14 protein-coding genes are annotated in these 17,479 nt (G+C 45.4%); 1 reads left to right on the forward strand and 13 read right to left on the reverse strand.

Annotation, left to right across the window (positions count from 1 at the left end; translation table 11 throughout):
* Positions 1 to 121 precede the first annotated feature (121 nt).
* The 7 genes from POF51_RS02030 to POF51_RS02060 all read right to left on the reverse strand — a co-directional run bounded on the left by POF51_RS02030 (position 122) and on the right by POF51_RS02060 (position 8,807).
* Entirely contained in the window at positions 122 to 1,270 is a 1,149-nt protein-coding gene (locus POF51_RS02030) for an acyl-CoA dehydrogenase family protein (RefSeq protein ID WP_069845034.1), read from the reverse strand.
* A 36-nt stretch (positions 1,271 to 1,306) separates the two neighbouring features.
* Positions 1,307 to 2,098, reverse strand: a complete 792-nt coding sequence (locus POF51_RS02035) for a citryl-CoA lyase (RefSeq protein WP_069845035.1) — start codon at positions 2,096 to 2,098, stop codon at positions 1,307 to 1,309.
* A 139-nt stretch (positions 2,099 to 2,237) separates the two neighbouring features.
* Entirely contained in the window at positions 2,238 to 4,112 is a 1,875-nt protein-coding gene (locus POF51_RS02040) for an ABC transporter ATP-binding protein (RefSeq protein ID WP_069845036.1), read from the reverse strand.
* Positions 4,109 to 5,848 carry an ABC transporter ATP-binding protein gene (locus POF51_RS02045; RefSeq protein ID WP_069845037.1) on the reverse strand — a complete coding sequence of 580 codons (1,740 nt, stop codon included), beginning with the start codon at positions 5,846 to 5,848 and terminating at the stop codon, positions 4,109 to 4,111. The genes POF51_RS02040 and POF51_RS02045 overlap by 4 nt, the downstream gene beginning before the upstream one ends.
* 241 nt (positions 5,849 to 6,089) lie before the next feature.
* Entirely contained in the window at positions 6,090 to 6,911 is an 822-nt protein-coding gene (locus POF51_RS02050; RefSeq protein ID WP_271753549.1) for a helix-turn-helix domain-containing protein, read from the reverse strand.
* Positions 6,912 to 7,102: 191 nt separating this feature from the next.
* On the reverse strand, positions 7,103 to 7,471 hold the full coding sequence (locus tag POF51_RS02055) for a nuclear transport factor 2 family protein (RefSeq protein WP_069845039.1): 369 nt from the start codon (positions 7,469 to 7,471) through the stop codon (positions 7,103 to 7,105).
* Between the two features lie 223 nt (positions 7,472 to 7,694).
* Complete coding sequence (locus tag POF51_RS02060) at positions 7,695 to 8,807, reverse strand: NADH:flavin oxidoreductase (RefSeq protein WP_017248480.1); 1,113 nt, start codon at positions 8,805 to 8,807, stop codon at positions 7,695 to 7,697.
* 440 nt (positions 8,808 to 9,247) lie between these two features.
* On the opposite strand from POF51_RS02060, the gene POF51_RS02065 reads away from it, so the two are divergent.
* Positions 9,248 to 9,925, forward strand: a complete 678-nt coding sequence (locus POF51_RS02065; RefSeq protein WP_069845040.1) for a GNAT family N-acetyltransferase — start codon at positions 9,248 to 9,250, stop codon at positions 9,923 to 9,925.
* Between the two features lie 214 nt (positions 9,926 to 10,139).
* Here the strand turns inward: POF51_RS02065 and POF51_RS02070 are convergent, their stop codons facing one another.
* From POF51_RS02070 to POF51_RS02095, 6 genes are all read right to left on the reverse strand, one after another.
* On the reverse strand, positions 10,140 to 10,568 hold the full coding sequence (locus POF51_RS02070) for a MarR family winged helix-turn-helix transcriptional regulator (RefSeq protein WP_271753553.1): 429 nt from the start codon (positions 10,566 to 10,568) through the stop codon (positions 10,140 to 10,142).
* Between the two features lie 227 nt (positions 10,569 to 10,795).
* The gene (locus tag POF51_RS02075; RefSeq protein ID WP_271753555.1) at positions 10,796 to 12,376 is read right to left on the reverse strand and encodes a proprotein convertase P-domain-containing protein; all 1,581 of its coding nucleotides are present in this window, start codon (positions 12,374 to 12,376) and stop codon (positions 10,796 to 10,798) included.
* A gap of 51 nt (positions 12,377 to 12,427) precedes the next feature.
* A complete protein-coding gene (locus tag POF51_RS02080) occupies positions 12,428 to 13,156 on the reverse strand; it encodes a thioesterase II family protein (RefSeq protein ID WP_069845043.1) in 729 nt (242 codons plus the stop codon).
* A gap of 30 nt (positions 13,157 to 13,186) precedes the next feature.
* Positions 13,187 to 13,894 carry a 4'-phosphopantetheinyl transferase family protein gene (locus POF51_RS02085; RefSeq protein ID WP_069845044.1) on the reverse strand — a complete coding sequence of 236 codons (708 nt, stop codon included), beginning with the start codon at positions 13,892 to 13,894 and terminating at the stop codon, positions 13,187 to 13,189.
* Positions 13,891 to 15,690 (reverse strand): ABC transporter ATP-binding protein, encoded by a 1,800-nt coding sequence (locus tag POF51_RS02090; RefSeq protein WP_271753564.1) that lies wholly within the window; start codon positions 15,688 to 15,690, stop codon positions 13,891 to 13,893. The genes POF51_RS02085 and POF51_RS02090 overlap by 4 nt, the downstream gene beginning before the upstream one ends.
* 2 nt (positions 15,691 to 15,692) lie before the next feature.
* Positions 15,693 to 17,474 carry an ABC transporter ATP-binding protein gene (locus POF51_RS02095; RefSeq protein ID WP_069845046.1) on the reverse strand — a complete coding sequence of 594 codons (1,782 nt, stop codon included), beginning with the start codon at positions 17,472 to 17,474 and terminating at the stop codon, positions 15,693 to 15,695.
* Positions 17,475 to 17,479 lie beyond the last annotated feature (5 nt).

Genomic DNA, 17,479 nt, shown 5'->3' on the forward strand with positions numbered 1-17,479 from the left:
TTCTGAAAATAAAAAATATTGATAACAAATCGCAGTCAAATAAAAAATGGCCCTTCGTCTTGTATGACGCCGGGCTCTGAAATGTCGCTGGTCAAATCCAGCATTCCCTCTTTTCACTTGATTACGAGTATTCCTTACGTAAACGACCTGCGATGATGTTCTTTTGGATTTCCGAGGTGCCTTCATAAATCTTGGTAATTCTGGCGTCCCGGTAATAACGCTCGATCGGGTATTCTTTGATGTATCCGATCCCCCCATGTATTTGGACCGCTTTATCTGCCACACGGTTATAGACTTCGGAGGCAAACAGTTTCACCATCGCGGCTTCTTTGATTACATTTTTGCCTTGATCAACGAGCGATGCGACATGATACGTAAACGCCCGCAGTGTTTCGCAGTCCAGTGCTATTTCTGCCAAGTAGTGCTGGATAATTTGTTGTTCAAAAATCGGCTTGTCAAATTGGATGCGCTCCATCGCATATTTCATGGACATATCCAGTAGTTTTTGGCAAGAACCGAGATTTCTGGCTGCCAATCCCGCCCGTCCATTCGCCAGGATTTTAAGAGCATTGGTATAGCCCATTCCCTCATGGCCAAGGACGTTTTCTACAGGCACTTCACAATCTTCAAAGAATATCTCAGCCGAATGGGAGCCTCTTAAGCCCATCTTTTCTTCTATTTTTCCGATCTGGAAGCCTGGGAAATCTTTCTCGACTAAAAAGGAGGTGATCCCTTTTGCTCCCTTGGAAGGATCGGTGACAGCCATGACCGTGAAAATGCCAGCGATTGGAGCATTCGTGATGTAATGTTTGGAGCCATTCAAGATGAACTTGTCTGTTTTTCGTACAGCCCTTGTCTTTAAATTAGTCGCATTTGAACCTGCACTTGGTTCTGTTAAAGCAAAAGCGCCAATCATTTCACCGGTAGCCATGCGCGGCAAATATTTTCGTTTTTGCTCCTCCGTGCCCATCTCGACAATCCCTACAGAACCGATGCCATTATGGCAACCAATGACGGTCGTAAATCCATTGCTTGTTTTCCCTACTTCTTCAAAAATGGCGCATTTTCCAAACATATCAATACCGAGTCCGCCGTATTGTTCGGGGATGCTCAGGCCAAACAATCCCACTTCTTTGCACATATCCAAGATTTGATCTGGTATATGATCTTCGCGTTCAATTTGATCAGCAACTGGGTCAACCTTCTCGCTGATAAAACTCCTCACAGCTTTGCGCAGCTCTTCTATTTCACTGCTGAATGTAAAGCTCATGTCATCCGCTCCCCTTCTTACCGTGACGTCGGTTTACTACTTCAGTTCGTCTGGTATGCGATTGGTGTAGAGGGTATTTTCCTCCACAAAGTCGTATAGCTTCTGTGCCATGCAATCTTTCCTGCCGGATTCGATTTCTTCCACAATGTGGGCAATTAGTCCGACGGCCCTCGCCGCGACTGCAAATGATTTCACGACACTGTAGTGCAACCCCATATCCGACAGCACAGCTCCAATCGCGCCTGCCGCATTTAGTGTGATTCGTTTGCCTTTTTTCGTGCTGAATTGCTCGTGAATTTCTTTCATGATAGCCGTATGGTTTCCGGCAAACCCTAGCTCCTCTGCCAATGCAAACAATTTTTCAGTGCGTGGATCAACAGGTCTATGAATCGGATGTCCGAACCCTGGCATTTGCAATCCTTTTTCTTCACGTTCCTCCAGGATTCGTTTGGCGACCTCTTTTCTGTCGCAATCAGCACCGTACTTTTGCAACGCTTCTTGAAGCATTTGAGCCACGTATTCCATGGCTCCTAGATAGACTGAACCCGCCCCCAACAATCCGGCTGCGACTGCAGCTTGCACAGCTTCCGGTGCTCCCAGATAGGTCAAACGTGCGGAAATCGAGCTGGGCGTAAATCCATGTTCACATATGGCAACCATGCACGCATTCAACATCTTTGATTCATTCTGGGTAGGCTTCCGGTGTGCTGCTCCCAAAAATGCCATATCCGCCAACGTGATCTGTCCCATTAAATCTTCTGTCAAATCATAGCCATGAACATAAATCTTGTCTGATTTTGATACACCGATGATTGTCTGAAATTCCATTCTCTTTCCTCGCCTTCGTATGCATTGAGCTGGTTTACCTGCTTGACATATTAACAAGCAATTACCATGCCACCCTGTAAACTTTCTCTCCCAACAATAAAACCGCCCTTACTTGGCGGTTTCGTGTAAAGCATCGATTTTAGCCTGCTGATGTGGACTCTGCAAACTGACTGTTGTATAAATCAGCATAAAAGCCCTCTTGCTCCATCAACTCGTCATGTGTTCCTTGTTCAATGATCGTTCCCTTGTTCATGACGAGGATCAAGTCTGCATTTCTGATCGTAGACAATCGATGGGCGATCACGAAGCTGGTACGTCCCTTCATCAGTTCATTCATCGCTTCCTGGATATGCACCTCGGTCCGTGTATCAACGCTGCTTGTTGCTTCATCCAAAATCAGAATTGTAGGATCTGCCAAAATAGCACGAGCGATGGTCAACAGCTGTTTTTGCCCTTGGGAGATATTGGAGGCCTCTTCATTTAACACCGTCTTGTATCCCTCTGGTAGCGTGCGAATAAAGTGATCGGCACGAGCCGCCTTCGATGCGCGAATGATATCTGTATCAGTGGCCTCAGGTTGTGCATAGGCCAAATTATCATGGATCGTTCCGTTAAACAGCCACGTATCTTGCAGGACCATGCCGAACAGGGAGCGAAGATCGCTTCGTTTCATGCGTGTAATATCGACGTCATCAATTAGAATCGCTCCGCCATTGAGCTCATAAAAGCGCATCAGCAAATTAATCATGGTCGTCTTACCCGCACCTGTTGGGCCTACGATCGCAATCTTTTGTCCAGGTTCTACTACGAGATTGATGTCTTGCATCAGTAAATGCCCTTCTTTATAACCAAACTTGACATGCTGAAATTCCACTTTGCCTTTAGGCGCTGCGATCGTGACTGGTTGCGTGCTTTCAGGCACTTCCTCTTCTTCATCCAAAACCTCAAAGACCCGCTCCGCTGAGGCGATCGTCGACTGGATCAGGTTGGCGATGTTCGCGGTTTGCGCAATTGGCATCGTGAACTGACGAGTATATTGGATAAAGGCTTGGATATCCCCGATTTCAATGGAACCGTTCGTAGCGAGAATCCCGCCGACAATGCAGACGAGCACGTAGCCAATATTTCCGATGAAGCTCATTACCGGCATGATAATCCCTGATATAAATTGCGCCCTCCATCCGGCTTCGTACAGCTTGGCATTGATTTGATCAAATGTCTGCTGTGACTTCTTCTCATATCCAAACGCCTTTACAACCTGATGCCCCGTAAACATTTCTTCCACATGCCCATTCAATTCACCAAGGGAGCTCTGCTGTCCGATGAAATGCTTTTGTGATTTCGAGGCGATCTGTTTCGTAGCAATGGCACTGAGCGGCAACGTCAAAATTAGAATGAGAGTCAATAATGGGCTAATCGTCAGCATCATAATGATGACACCGATGATCGTTACGATGGAAGTGATGAGCTGTGTCAGGCTTTGCTGGAGCGTGTTGCTGATATTATCAATGTCGTTTGTGACACGGCTCAAAATATCCCCATGCATTTTCGAATCAAAGTATTTCAGCGGCAGGCGGGACAATTTCTCATTTACCTGCTCACGCATGTCATAGACGATCTTCTGCGATACCCCTGCCATCACGTATTGCTGCAAATAGCTGAACAGCGCACTAATGACATACAAGACGATTAATAGGAGCAGGATATTTGCAATATACCCAAAGTCAAATACGATTTCCTTAGGCTGTCCCTGCATGAGACCGATCATGCCGGAGAAAAGACTCGTTGTCGCCTTCCCCATCAGTTTGGGACTAACAATGGCGAAGATCGTACTCAAAACGGCAGCCAGAAATACGATGATCAGCTGTATACGGTGTGGCCGAAAGTAGCCGATCAAACGCTTGAGTGTACCTTTAAAGTCCTTTGCTTTTGCTCCTGGTATCACCATTCCCATCGGTCCACCCATGTGGCCGCCACCCTTTGGAGCTTGCTTACCTCCTCGCGGTTCACTCATGCGATCTCCTCCTCTGTCAGTTGGGATCGTACGATTTCTTGATAGACTGCACAGTTTTGCATGAGCTCTTGATGTGTACCCAGACCCGCAATCGAGCCTTCATCCAGCACAATAATCTGGTCTGCGTCCATCACAGTACTAACCCGCTGAGCCACGATGATTAACGTGGAATGGTTCTTCTCGATCTCTTCTTTTAAAGCTGCTCGCAATAACGCATCTGTTTTGAAATCCAACGCAGAAAAGCTGTCATCAAACATATAGATGGCCGGTTGTCGGACAATTGCCCGCGCAATCGATAACCGTTGTTTTTGTCCACCGGACACGTTCGTACCGCCTTGGGAAATGTGTGCCTCGTATCCGCCCTTCATACTCGCAATAAAATCGCCTGCCTGCGCAATTATCGCGGCATGCTCGATTTCGGCGTCTGTCGCGTCCTCTTTACCGAAGCGAATATTGTCAGCGATCGAGCCTGAAAAGAGCAGCACTTTTTGTGGGACATAACCAATTTTTGCTCGCAATTGCTCTAGAGGCAGGTCACGTATATCAAGGCCGTCTACCCGTATGGCTCCGGAAGTCACATCGTAGAATCGCTCAACCAGATTGAGTATCGTCGATTTACCGGAGCCTGTCCCTCCGATAATCGCAGTGGTCTGCCCCGGACGAGCTGTAAAGGTGATCCAGGTCAATGCGGGATGTTCCGCACCCGGGTAAGAAAATGTGACATCCTGAAACTCCACCGTGCCTGGAGTTGTCGTTTTCGTTTGCATCACAGGCTCAGGGCGATCATAAATGGTCGAATGTAAATCCAATACTTCGTTAATTCGGATAGCGGATGCAGAAGCACGCGGAACCATGACGAAGATCATGGACAGCATAACCAATGAGAACATAATCTGCGTCGCATATTGGATGAACGCCATGAGATCACCAACTTGCAGATCCATATTACTGACACGAATGCCACCAAACCAAAGAATGGCAACGGCAGACAAGTTAAAAGTCAGCATCATAATCGGCATCAAGGCTGCCATGATTCGATTCACGTTAATCGCTGTCTGTGTCAAATCAGTATTCGCCTCGTTAAAACGCCTTTTCTCCAAATCTATACGGTTAAACGAGCGAATCACACGAATTCCCGTCAAGCCTTCCCTCACGACCAAATTCAGCTTATCCAGCTTCTTTTGCATGGCTTTAAAAAGAGGCATCCCCTTGCGTGCGATCAGGAAAATAGCTAAAGCTAGAATGGGAACAACTACTGCAAGAACAAGCGTCAGCTTGGCATCCTTGGATGAAGCCATAATAATTCCACCGATACACATCATGGGAGCAGCCACCATGATACGCAAAATCATGATCAAAACCTGCTGGACTTGATTGATATCGTTCGTTGTCCTCGTAATGAGCGAGGCTGTACCAATTTGGTCGATCTCCTGCAGGGAATAGTGTTCTACTTGGTTAAACACCTTGGCACGCAGCTCACGACCAAAGCTCATGGCAACCTTGGATGAGAAGTAACTGGCTCCGATCGCACATAAGCCCCCACCAGCAGCGACGAGCAGCATAAAACCGCCAACCTTCCAAATAAAGAAGGTGTCGCCATGCACAATCCCGACATCAACGATATCCGCCATTAATGTTGGTAAGTACAGATCGGATAACGATTGGACGAATACAAGCACCAATATCGCTGTGATCGGCCATTTGTAGGACGTCAAGTATCGAAACAGCCTCATCATACGGATACACGCTCCCTTTCCTGCCTCTTCGATACTACAATTCCAATCGCCTTACGGTTGTATGCATGTATTTGCGAAGTACGCTTGATTGCTGCCTGCACTTACCATAGGGACTACCGAAGGAGCGCTCACATCTGGATTTGCCCATGCGCTTTTCCACTGGTTCTTTTTTTGTATCCCACTCAACGAAAAAAACGACCCTTTATCAGAATCGTTTCGTAGTTTGTTCTTATGAATGGTACTACATCGTTCTTTTTAGCCCACTTCCTTTTTTGAGTTCGGAAGGGGGAAAACCAAATCTGTCCTTGAACACTTTTGAAAAATGTGCAGCGTTTTCGAATCCAGTGGAGAAACAAACATCTGTAACGGATAATGACGTATTTGTAAGAAGTTCTTTGGCTTTGTCTAGCCTGCGGTTACGAATCCATTTTATTGGGGATATATTGTACATAACTTGAAAATCCCGTTTGAACGTCGACAAGCTTCGTCCAGATAAATAGGCCAAATCGTGAAGAGAAACGGGATTCATCAGGTTTTCCTCTACTACCTTGTCAATGTTATTCCATTCTTTTCTCTTAGGTTGCAAGAGCTGGGATGAGATCTGTTCATTTGCATCAATCACATGAAACAACAGTTCCATTACTTTCACCTTAACAAGACCCTCTACGATTTCATCTGGATTATCAAAATAGGGCTCTAATGATTCGACGTATTCCAAAATACACGTATTAACCGGATTCACCGATACTGGTACTGGTGACTCAGGGTAAGTGGGCTTTATATCGCCTAATTTGATGAAATCATCCAGTATCTCTTCTTTTAGGAAAAACATCAAACCATTCAATCCGTCCCCTGAATCCAGCTCGTCCGATTTTTCAAATTCGATTGCAATTGATTTCTGCAGGAACATCATTTCATTACTGCGGACCTTGTGTACTTGATCACCGTACCGAATCGTGTACACTCCCTGAAGAACGATTAACAAAAGATGATCCTTTAGAAACATCGTCCCTTTTGTGGCTTCTGCGTCAAAGCAGAAGTCGATCACAGATATCCCTTTCATTTTTAGACTTCCAATTTTAAATTCTGTTTTCGTTAACCCTTGCGGCGCCTTGATTATCCTAGTGGTTCCTGCAGACAAATATAGTCGCCTCCTTCCCCTTCCGATCAGAACGACAAACCCGCTGCCTTGCACGGAAGCAAGATTAGACGGGTTTGTCTTTTTCTGACGTGATCGGCTTTTAAGTACTGGGTTTACGTATGACGGTGGAACAGTTTCGCAATCACTTTCCATTCGCCGTTTATTTTCAGCAATTGCAGAAAGTCAGAGTATACCGCGCCATCTGAACTTTCTAAAACGACACGAACGCAAGCGGCCGTGCCTTCAATATCAAGGATATCCACTCTTGCTTGAAGATTTTGTGCAGGACCCGCTTGATCCACATAATCATATAAATATTGAATAGATCCTTCCACCAAACCAATAGTTTCGTATCCATACATAATCGCATCTTTATGGAAGCTTGGTTTCATGACTTCGCTTTTCCCAGTGGCGATTCCTTCCACATACTTATTCATCACTTCCAGAATTTCCTCGTAATCTTTGATGGGTGCTCTGCTCATCTAATAATCCTCCTTGATTGATTTTCCAGTATGAAGGGAACGTTTTATCGACATTCCCTTCATGCATCAAGAATATCAGGGGATTACGATCAATACTTTGCTAATAAGCTCAATGAATTTGTTTATTTAGCTCAAAAATGGAGTGGTGAATGGTAACTGGTCTTGGAGCACGAACACAACAGGCAGCTTCTATTTACAGAAGCTGCCTGTTATAAAATAGCGATCAGCTCAATGTTGTTAATGCTTCTCGCGTAAATGGTTGAAGTTCTTCGGTATTCCCGTTACGAATTTTTGATACCCAAGCCGGATCACTCAGTAGCGCACGTCCAACTGCCACAAGATCAAACTCTTCTTGCTCAATACGCTCAATCAGATTATCGATGTTAGCGGGCTGACTACCCTTGCCTTCGGTGAATAGACTCAGGAACTCAGAGTCCAATCCAACAGATCCAACGGTGATCGTTGGTTTTCCCGTCAGTTTACGAGTCCAGCCTGCCAGGTTTAGTTCAGAGCCTTCAAACTCCGGCTCCCAGAAGCGTCGGGTGGAAGCATGGAAAATATCCACACCGGCTTCGGACAGAGGTGTAAGGAAAAGCTTCAATTCCTCAGGCGACTTTGCCAGTTTGGATTGATAATCGCTCGGTTTCCATTGGGAGAATCGAAAAATAATCGGGAAGTCTGGACCGACTGCGTCCCGCACAGCCTTAATCACCTCTACAGCAAATTTGGTGCGGCCTACGAGATCACCGCCATATTCATCTGTACGCTTGTTGGTGACTTCCCAGAAGAACTGGTCAATCAGGTAGCCATGTGCCCCGTGAATTTCCACTGCGTCAAAACCAATTTTCTTAGCTTGAGAAGCGGCTTGTGCGTAAGCCCGAATGAGATCGTTGATTTCTTCGATGCTGAGTGGTTCTGATACCTTTTCACCAGTAAGACTTAGACCAGAAGGACCGATTGGTTCGGCATCTGATTCTGGGAATTTCTCTTTTTGGCGAGCCATGCCGGTATGCCAAATCTGCGGAGCAATTTTTCCGCCCGCCTCATGTACTTCTCGAACAACGCGTGCCCATCCGTCGAGTGCTTCCTCTCCATAGAAATGGGGGACATTCTGGTCTGCACCCGCAGCTGGATGCTCGATTAGCGTTCCTTCGGTGATGATTAAACCCACCTCGTTCTCTGCGCGTCGACGGTAATAGTCAGCTACATTGGGCCCTGGAATCCCTTTCGGTGAAAAACTGCGGGTCATGGGTGCCATAACAAACCGATTTTCAAGTTTCAGTCCTTTGTATTCAAACGGGGTGAATAACGCTGTTACCGATTTTGATGAATTCATGTGATTCCCTCTTTCTTTTCACTATTTTTTCATACTAATTTTTCCTTATCACTCTTGAGCAATAGATGTAACATCACATTATATTAGGATTTGTTAACTCTAAACCTTTGAAACCCCCACTCCTTTACTGATTTTTGTGAGTAGAGCTTTCTATTGTTTTAAATGCATGCGCACGCATCTAATTTACCATCATCCTTTTTCACCTGTCAACCGATAAGTGTAACGGCGATCCCTATAACTAATGGGAGAGTAGTTTAAGATCAAACGGAGAACCGTATCTCAAATGAGGGCAAGTTTATTTGTTGAAACGTAAAGAAGACAATTCAAACTGCTTCTGAAAGATGATATCTTGAATACAGATTATGCCGAGAGCGAGTGATCTTTGATGATAATTAAATTGTACAGGGAAAGGGTGAGTGATCAATAGAGGAGGTAAGCATTTGTACAACCATTTAGAACTAATGAGCATTCAAGCAAGAGTACTCTATATTCATGATCATGCTGGACGTATCACAACGATTAATGAGCCAACGAACCAGCCTGCTCCTCGATTTTTTTGGGGACAGACCGTTGCTGGCAGTATTGTAAGATTTCACAGCGACGTACCAAATCGCATAATCCATGACATCATACAATTCCTGAATCAGGGTGATTCAACCGAGCAACTGCCTAATGTTATTCACGCGTTGGAGAAAGACAGAGAAATTAGAGGCTTATGGATGGGGCCGGCTTTTACATTTCATGAAACCGTAAAGGATTACACAGACGCCACCTTGGTCACTGAAGAGAATAAATACTGCTTGGAACCAGGGTTTCCTACCCTTTTATCGGAACTGAAGTTTCGAGGACCTTGTTTTATGGTGACGGAAAACAACATGGCCGTATCTGTCTGTTTTAGCGCAAGAAGTAACGATAAGGCTGCAGAGGCCGGAGTCGAGACATTGAAAGATTATAGAGGAAAAGGATATGCGATGCACGTAACGTCCTCATGGGCCCAAGCGATAAGACGGTCTCAAAGGATTCCTTTATATAGTACATCATGGGATAATTATTCTTCGCTGTCTATTGCAAAACGCCTGCGTCTTCACTTTTATGGAACGGATATTTCAATCTACTAAGGTTTACATCAAAATGAAAGGCCATTCCGGAAAGGATGGCCTTAAAACTTACCGTTTCAGACAGCGTGGTGAAACGTATCACATGTTAAAGCAACGAGTACCTTAGTTGAATAACAGGCTGAAACAGCCGCGGCAGTCTAAGACTTTACTTTCATCAGACATATACAAAAAAAGCCGCTATTCCCGTTAGTTAGGAAATGGTGGCTTTTTGCAATTACTTCTTTTGCACTAGCAATTGTAATGCTTCATCAAATTTTCCATCTGAAAAAGCAGATTGGAGAATTTCATTCATCGTCACGAGGTATCTCTGGAGTTTTTCTTCACCTATTTCGGTCAACTGAGTATAAACGCCTCTACGGTCGTCTTCACATACATTCCTCTGTAAAGCTCTACAGTTTTTTGCCTCAAGTCTTCCAACCAGCCTTGATATCGCACTTTGACTTAATCCAACCCGTTCCTGTAATTGTTGTAACCTCAGTGTTTTATTACTTTCTCTCGATAAAAAGTAAAGGACGTAAAACTCTTTTAAAGAAAGATTGTAATTTTCTCGTAAATCTTTTTCAAGCATATTGGAAATACTTTCAGTAATGTGAGTAAGAGCCAACCAATCGTTTATAAGTTCATGATTAGGGTCGGTTTTCATAGTAAATTCCACCTGTTCTCGACTATATATCATGTTAATCCGTTTCATTATAATACAGAAAGGTATCACGCTCCAAACTCTCGTCACGAATACTTCTTTTGTTCGATTCAATCGGACTGGAAGCCAAAACAAAAAAGCCCTCACTTTCCGTGAGGGCTGTGAAAAATGAAAGCGAAATCTAGACTTGGTTAACTCGTTCAAGTATCGCCAATAGCTGAAGATGCTTCTTATTGGTCTTCGATTTCTCCATCACGATCTGTTACCGCAAAGTTGTAATTAATAGAGCGTGTAAATGGTTCGCCGTCCTCATTGATGCCAGTTACGTCAAAGGAGAGATTATAAACACCTGGTTTAGTCGGCACATTAAAATTGCCAGTAAGCTCATCTTCTTTTATGGCAAACTTCACTTCATCAAGGACGCTTGCTTTTTCGCCGTTCAGTGAACGTGTCAGGTTTGCTTTTTCCAGTAGCGATTGATCAATTTCGTTTTTACCCAAGTCGACGGAAATCTTCGCCTTGTCATCTTTCTTGAATACCTTTTTGCTCGCTTTTACTTTCGCTTCTTCTCCGCCATTCACGGAACCCACCATGAAAAAGGCATCGTCAGAGCCCTCCACTTCAAGTGTCCATTCGCCTGCTTCAGGCTCCTCTACTTCAATGAAGTGATGAACAGCATCTTGGAATATCTCGGATTCATCCTCCGATTCGCTTTTTTCAGTGTTGTCCGCTTCATACTTTTTGCCAGACGGACTGATCAGGGTCACAACAGTGTCTTCCGACGAAGTCATCGTATCTACTTTGAACTGATCGATTCCGCTCTCCAGGAAAAATGTTTCCGAGACGTTGTCTTCCACTTCGCCACCACGGAGAATGACGGAGCTCTCTTCCAAAGTGCTTGATTTTGACTTGTCTTCGCTTACTTTATTTGCACGTATAGAAGCCTTTTGCAATTTCGGTTCGACCAGATCCCATGTTTGCGAGGCTTTCGCGATTTGACCGTGGGAAATATCTTTTGTAAAGCTCTTGATCCCATAAGTCAAACCGAAGGCAGAATCAACGGAAACAGCGCCATCATCTTCACCGGGAAGAACCGCATGACCAAACCAGGTAGGACTAAACATGCCATCATCCCCTGTTCCGGCAGCCATGTATGTCTTGGTTGAACGAATTTCGGTACGGTTGTCAGTCTGGGAACGGAAGTTTGCCATGTATGACGTTTGCAGAGAATACACCGCATCGTCTTTTTTGCCAAGAATATCAGCAAGCCATCCTGCCCAATTGCTGTAAGCTAAGTCAGCCAATTCTGAACCTTTGTTTGGCGTGGAAAGCTGGTGAACAACATTGACATACGGATGCGCGCCATAGTGGACGAGCGCTGCCTGTGTATCTATGCCACCTTTGGAATGTGCAATGATATTGATTTTGGAGACACCATAATAATCTGCGACCTTTTTAATAACTTCGGCGAGCTTGGCTCCGTTTGTCCACATGTTGCCACCAGTACCATCCGCGTCCTTCAACTGCACAAATGCGGTACGATACCCGGCGTTATAGGCTGCATCATAATATCCGTCTGTTGTATACCAGGTTTTGTAGGTGGAGTGCAGACCTTGGACAAACAAGATCACGGGCTTGTCTTTGGATGCATTGGGAGGAACCGCACCAGTGTACCAGTCACCAAAATGACCACTTGGGTTGTCGTCATGCAGAGCCGGAGGTGGAGCCGCTGCGCTTGCCGCTTGCGGGTAGACCAGCGCCGTTGATAATGTAACGGCCGCCAGCAAACGAGATAGTGCTTTCTGATTCATAAAAAGAACACCAACCTTCACCTTAGGATTTATTGTTGCCGTGCACAATCGTTAGAATTGTGCACGGATTGCAACTGCCCGGTCTACATTCAATGTGTCTTGAATGATCGCTAGGATCGGATTCATTTGGTGATGAATAAAGAAATGCCCACCAGGCATTGGAAAGAATTTGCATTCTCGCCCGCAATAGTCTCGCCACGCCACAATATCTTGGATTTCAATAGAATCTTCTTTCCCAAACAAAACCGTCATGTTGACAGGGATTTGCTGAGGAAGCTCGTTATTCATTTCGTAAGTTTGCACGGCTTGGAAATCAGCGCGAATCGTTGGCAAAAATAGCTCCAAGAGCTCGTGATTATCCAAAACTTCATCGGGTGTGCCACCAAGTGTTCGTAGTGATCCGATGAACTCGTTATGCGGCAGGTGGTATGTTTTCGCCAGTTTGTGATACGCATGTGGCACGCGGGATGCAGACAAGAACAAGTGCTGGGGCAGTGGCTTTCCATTCTGCAACAGCTTTCGTGTCAGTTCAAATGCGATTAATCCACCCATGCTGTGACCAAAAAAGGCAAAAGGTTCTTCCCCCAGCTCTGGTGTGATCCGTTTGTATACATCCTCCAAGACCTCATAAAACGAGGTGAAAAGAACCATGCTATCACTCTGAAATGAAGGCCGTACTTCGAATGGATCAATTTCCAATAACGCTGGCGACAATACCCGTCTCCAACTGTAATAAATGCTGGGAAGTCCACCTGCGTACGGAAAGCAGAACAATTTCATCTCTTTCCCCGCCCTTTCTTCATTACGTAATTACCTCGATATCTTTCTATGAAAAATGGACTGATACAAATCTTGTAAATCCTTCATGACGACTTTAGCAGCAAACTGATTGGTAGTCGCGCATACTGACAATTTATAGCCTGGATCGATCTCATACTGATGAAATGCCCAAGCATCGCGCGAATCATTTTGCGATATCGTAATCGATTGGTCTAGTTTTTTTCTAATGGCGAATGATTGTAGTGGAATAGACAGTCCCATGCCTCTTGCTTTGATATAGCTCTCCTTCAAGGTCCAAAGGTCGAAGAAATACGGAAGCTGTTCATCCGGATGTTTTGCCAAGAGATCTTCTACTTCGGCTGGTGCAAAATAATGAGTGGCAATATCCAAGTCAATCGGACATATTTGCTCCACATCAATCCCCACTTGCGAATCATGCGTGGCACAGACCACCCATTCTCCGGAATGTGAGACGTTAAAGCAGAAGTTGGGAAATGATTTCAAAAAAGGTTTTCCGTATGCATTGTAGTCATACTCGATTTCATCATTGGAAATCGAGTATGCTTCACAAATGAGAGAGCGTACGAGCATGTCCGCGAGCAACGCCCGATAGGAATCAGCCGGATTTCTGAAACGGTTGATCCGTTCCCTCTTCTCTTCGGGTAGTGCTTGCAAAAATCGGTTGAATAACTCTTTCTCCATGACAGCTGGACATTTCAAAGTGTAAATGGCAATCACGTAGCACTCACTCTTCTTTCTGTCAGTTCAAGGCCACTAACTTGTTCTGCTCGATCCTTTCTTTGCTGCACTTCATACAATTTGGCATACGTGCCGTTTTGCTCCATTAACTCTACATGGCGCCCTTGCTCGATGACTTTTCCTTGATCCATCACGTAAATCACATCGGCATCCTCTACAGTCGACAGGCGATGAGCGATGACAAGTACCGTTTTATCTTTCATAAGTGCGGTTAATGCTTGCTGCACCCAATATTCCGATTCTGCATCCAAAGCGGAGGTTGCTTCATCCAGTAGAAGAATCGGCGCATTTTTTAGGATGGCCCTGGCAATGGCAATTCGCTGACGCTGTCCGCCAGATAGCTTGGCACCGCGTTCTCCTGTTTTTGTCTGGTAACCATCTGACAGTTCCATAATAAAATCATGCGCATACGCTGCTTTGCTTGCTTTGATGACATCCTCTTCCGAAGCATCCAGGCAGCCGTAACGGATATTGTCTTCGATGGTTCCTTCGAACAAAAAGGCATCCTGAGGCACGTACGAGATCAAGCTTCTAATTTCTGCAAGAGAATAGGCTCCCATGGGCTTACCCAGTAAATAAAGAGAGCCGCTCGCAGGTGGGTAATACCCCAACAGAAGTTTCATGACGGTGCTTTTTCCACTTCCACTCGTTCCGACTAGCCCAGCCATTTGTCCTTGCTCGACTCGCAACGAAACACCATCCAGCACGTTTGTAGCTTCGTTGTATCCGAAAACGACCTGCTCCAACTTCAGCATACTTTCGCATGGCTGGTATTTGTCGGAGCTCTTCTGATACTCTTCTGGTTCGAGAGGTTCATTCAGAAAATCGACGACCCGAGAAGCGCCTGCTAGCGAGCTCTGTAACGCTGTGATGACTTGGCCAAGCTGGAGAAATGCCAGTGTCACAAGCATCTGTTGCTGAACCAAAGCGACCAGCACACCCAACCCAATCATTTGTTTGGATACCATCATGATGCCAAAAACAAGCATTCCCCCGAAGCTTAAGAATTGGATGAAAAAATTGGTCCCTTCCAATAATCCGTGTTTATGCCCTTGCTTGATCGCAGACGAAGCTACTTCTTCGTTTGCTTCCATGTAACGTGCGGTGACAACGTTATGTAAATGGAACATTTTAATGATGGGCAACCCTGACAAAAAATCGTTTAATCTTTCTGTCCCCATTCCCATCTGCTTCTGCATTCGGTCTCCAATTCGCCGGACTGACTTGGCAAACAGCGTATTCACATAAAGAGTCAATGCGCTTACAAGCAACAGGACGACGGCAATTTTCCAATCCATCGCAAACATCCCGATGATCGAGCCGATCAGTGACAGCAGGATGATGCTTAACGTTTTCAATTGCTCAGCATACGCGTTTTCCATGAGGACAACATCGTTGCCCAGCCTCGACATCGTATCTCCCGAATGGTGCTGCTCATAATAATCGAAAGGCAGCTTGCTCAAACGTTGATAGACATGAAGCCGAATGTTGGCAATGAGCTCGCGGACGCATCGTCGATAGATGTAGCTAAAAAATGGAGACAAGATGCTCAGCAAGAGGAACATCACAGCCATGGTGGCAATCGCTCTCGTTAATAAAGCAGGGTCTTTTGTGTTCGCAAAATCCGTCAGATCCTTGAACACGAAAGGTAAAGATACCAATACAGCTGCTTGACCGATTCCGTCACCCACGAGTCCCAAAATATACGCTCGCTTTTTCGATTTCATAAACGACAGCAGTTGAAGTAGTTCCCGCATCAAATTCTGGATGAACATGCCTATACCCCCCCTGCAGCCAGCGTGCTGTGCATCTCTGTGGCAAACTGTTTTTGATACAATCTGGTGTAAACGCCGCCTTGTGCAAGCAAATCGTAGTGTGTACCTCGTTCTACAATTTGTCCTTGCTCCAAAACAAGCACTTCATCCGCGTCTTTTATCGTAGACAGTCGATGAGCAATGACGAGAACACTCCGATTTTTCATCACATTTTCCAACGCTTCCTGGACCAAAGCTTCCGATTCTGTATCTAAGGCAGACGTTGGTTCATCCAGCAGAAGAATCGGGGCGTCCTTCAAAATCGCTCGGGCAATCGCGATACGCTGTTTCTGTCCTCCGGATAAACGAGAGCCTCGTTCTCCCACTTTTGTTTGATATCCTTGCGGCAGCTCCATGATGAAGTCATGCGCATTGGCCGCTTTTGCCGCTGCAATGATCTCGTCTTGTGTCGCCTGAATGCGTCCATACGAGATATTTTCTGCAACAGACACGGGGAATAGCGTCGTATCCTGAGAAACCATGGAAAGATAGCTCCGCATGTCCGTCATATTCCAATCAGTCATGGAATGCCCGAAAACATTCAGTCTTCCGTTGCCCGGCTCCATTGGATAAAACCCGCACAGCAATTTCATGATGGTACTCTTTCCACTCCCGCTGGCACCTACTAACGCAACGATCTTGCTCGGATGTAACGTAAAGCTAACGTTATCAAGAATCCTTGCCTGATCGTAGGCAAACGTAACGTTTTCAAACTGTACAGGAATCGCCTCTGGATCAACAGGAATTGCAGGCTGATCATTTTGTTCGACTGGCTGTGTAAAAATTTCTTGCAGTCGCTTTGCCGCACCTGATGTTTCTTGTACTTGGGCAAACAAAACGGGTGCGAGTGAAAGTGGTTCGATAATAAAGTGAAGCAAATAGCTGAAGATGACCAAGCTGCCCAGATCCAATTCTCCCGCCTGAATCAAGTACCCACCATAAGCGACAAAAAACAGGATTGGGGAAGAAAACAATAAAATCCCTGGTGCTGTCATCCACGCGCGTTTTTTCTCTGCCTGGAACGCATTTTTCAATACCTGCTTCATACCCGCATGGTATTTACGATACAGAACGCCTTCCAATTGAAAAGCTTTGACCATGTGAATCCCGGAAAGCGTATCCTGAGCGATGGCGTTCGTTTGACCCAGATGGTCCTGCATTTGCTCCGAATATTTTTGAAGCGGTCTGCTCATCCACCCTGTGATAGCGATGGCGACGGGAAGGATTGCGACGCTGAAGATGATTAACTTCCAATTGATCGCCAACAACAATCCAAGAGCTCCCACAAAAACAACTGGCAAATAAAAAAGCTGGAAAAAATGCTTTTGCAAAAAGCTTTGCAAGATTTGGGCGTCTGTTGTTAAGCGAGAAACGAGATCGCCGGAATGATATTTATCCATAGTGGACATGGGAACTTTTTCGAGATGAGAAGCCATGCTGTTTTTCAAATCTCTCATGGCTCTTGAACTGAATCTAGCTGCCGAATACGTGATGAAATATTTTGAGAGAAAACCGACGATGGTCAGACAAAAAATGATGAGAGCAATACTGACCAGCTTGTCGAAGTTGTTCGTATGTTCGACCATGGTTTTGATCAGGATTCCCATCCAAATGTTTGCCACAGCCACAAGAAGCGAGGCAATGATACAGATTATGACCCAACCTCGATAAGGCTTTACATATGAGAGTACCCAGCCAAACACGGGCGCTTTCTTTCTGTGCTGAGCTTGCTTGGTAAAAATCATTTGCT

Origin of the sequence: Brevibacillus sp. AG, assembly GCF_028369215.1 — a bacterium.
GTDB classification, from domain to species: domain Bacteria; phylum Bacillota; class Bacilli; order Brevibacillales; family Brevibacillaceae; genus Brevibacillus; species Brevibacillus porteri.

What these genes read in the sequence shown, in the direction of transcription:
- POF51_RS02030 (WP_069845034.1), bottom strand. Translation starts at nt 1,270, where the DNA reads ATGAGCTTTACATTCAGCAGTGAAATAGAAGAGCTGCGCAAAGCTGTG.
- POF51_RS02035 (WP_069845035.1), bottom strand. Translation starts at nt 2,098, where the DNA reads ATGGAATTTCAGACAATCATCGGTGTATCAAAATCAGACAAGATTTAT.
- POF51_RS02040 (WP_069845036.1), bottom strand. Translation starts at nt 4,112, where the DNA reads ATGAGTGAACCGCGAGGAGGTAAGCAAGCTCCAAAGGGTGGCGGCCAC.
- POF51_RS02045 (WP_069845037.1), bottom strand. Translation starts at nt 5,848, where the DNA reads ATGATGAGGCTGTTTCGATACTTGACGTCCTACAAATGGCCGATCACA.
- POF51_RS02050 (WP_271753549.1), bottom strand. Translation starts at nt 6,911, where the DNA reads ATGAAAGGGATATCTGTGATCGACTTCTGCTTTGACGCAGAAGCCACA.
- POF51_RS02055 (WP_069845039.1), bottom strand. Translation starts at nt 7,471, where the DNA reads ATGAGCAGAGCACCCATCAAAGATTACGAGGAAATTCTGGAAGTGATG.
- POF51_RS02060 (WP_017248480.1), bottom strand. Translation starts at nt 8,807, where the DNA reads ATGAATTCATCAAAATCGGTAACAGCGTTATTCACCCCGTTTGAATAC.
- POF51_RS02070 (WP_271753553.1), bottom strand. Translation starts at nt 10,568, where the DNA reads ATGAAAACCGACCCTAATCATGAACTTATAAACGATTGGTTGGCTCTT.
- POF51_RS02075 (WP_271753555.1), bottom strand. Translation starts at nt 12,376, where the DNA reads ATGAATCAGAAAGCACTATCTCGTTTGCTGGCGGCCGTTACATTATCA.
- POF51_RS02080 (WP_069845043.1), bottom strand. Translation starts at nt 13,156, where the DNA reads ATGAAATTGTTCTGCTTTCCGTACGCAGGTGGACTTCCCAGCATTTAT.
- POF51_RS02090 (WP_271753564.1), bottom strand. Translation starts at nt 15,690, where the DNA reads ATGTTCATCCAGAATTTGATGCGGGAACTACTTCAACTGCTGTCGTTT.
- POF51_RS02095 (WP_069845046.1), bottom strand. Translation starts at nt 17,474, where the DNA reads ATGATTTTTACCAAGCAAGCTCAGCACAGAAAGAAAGCGCCCGTGTTT.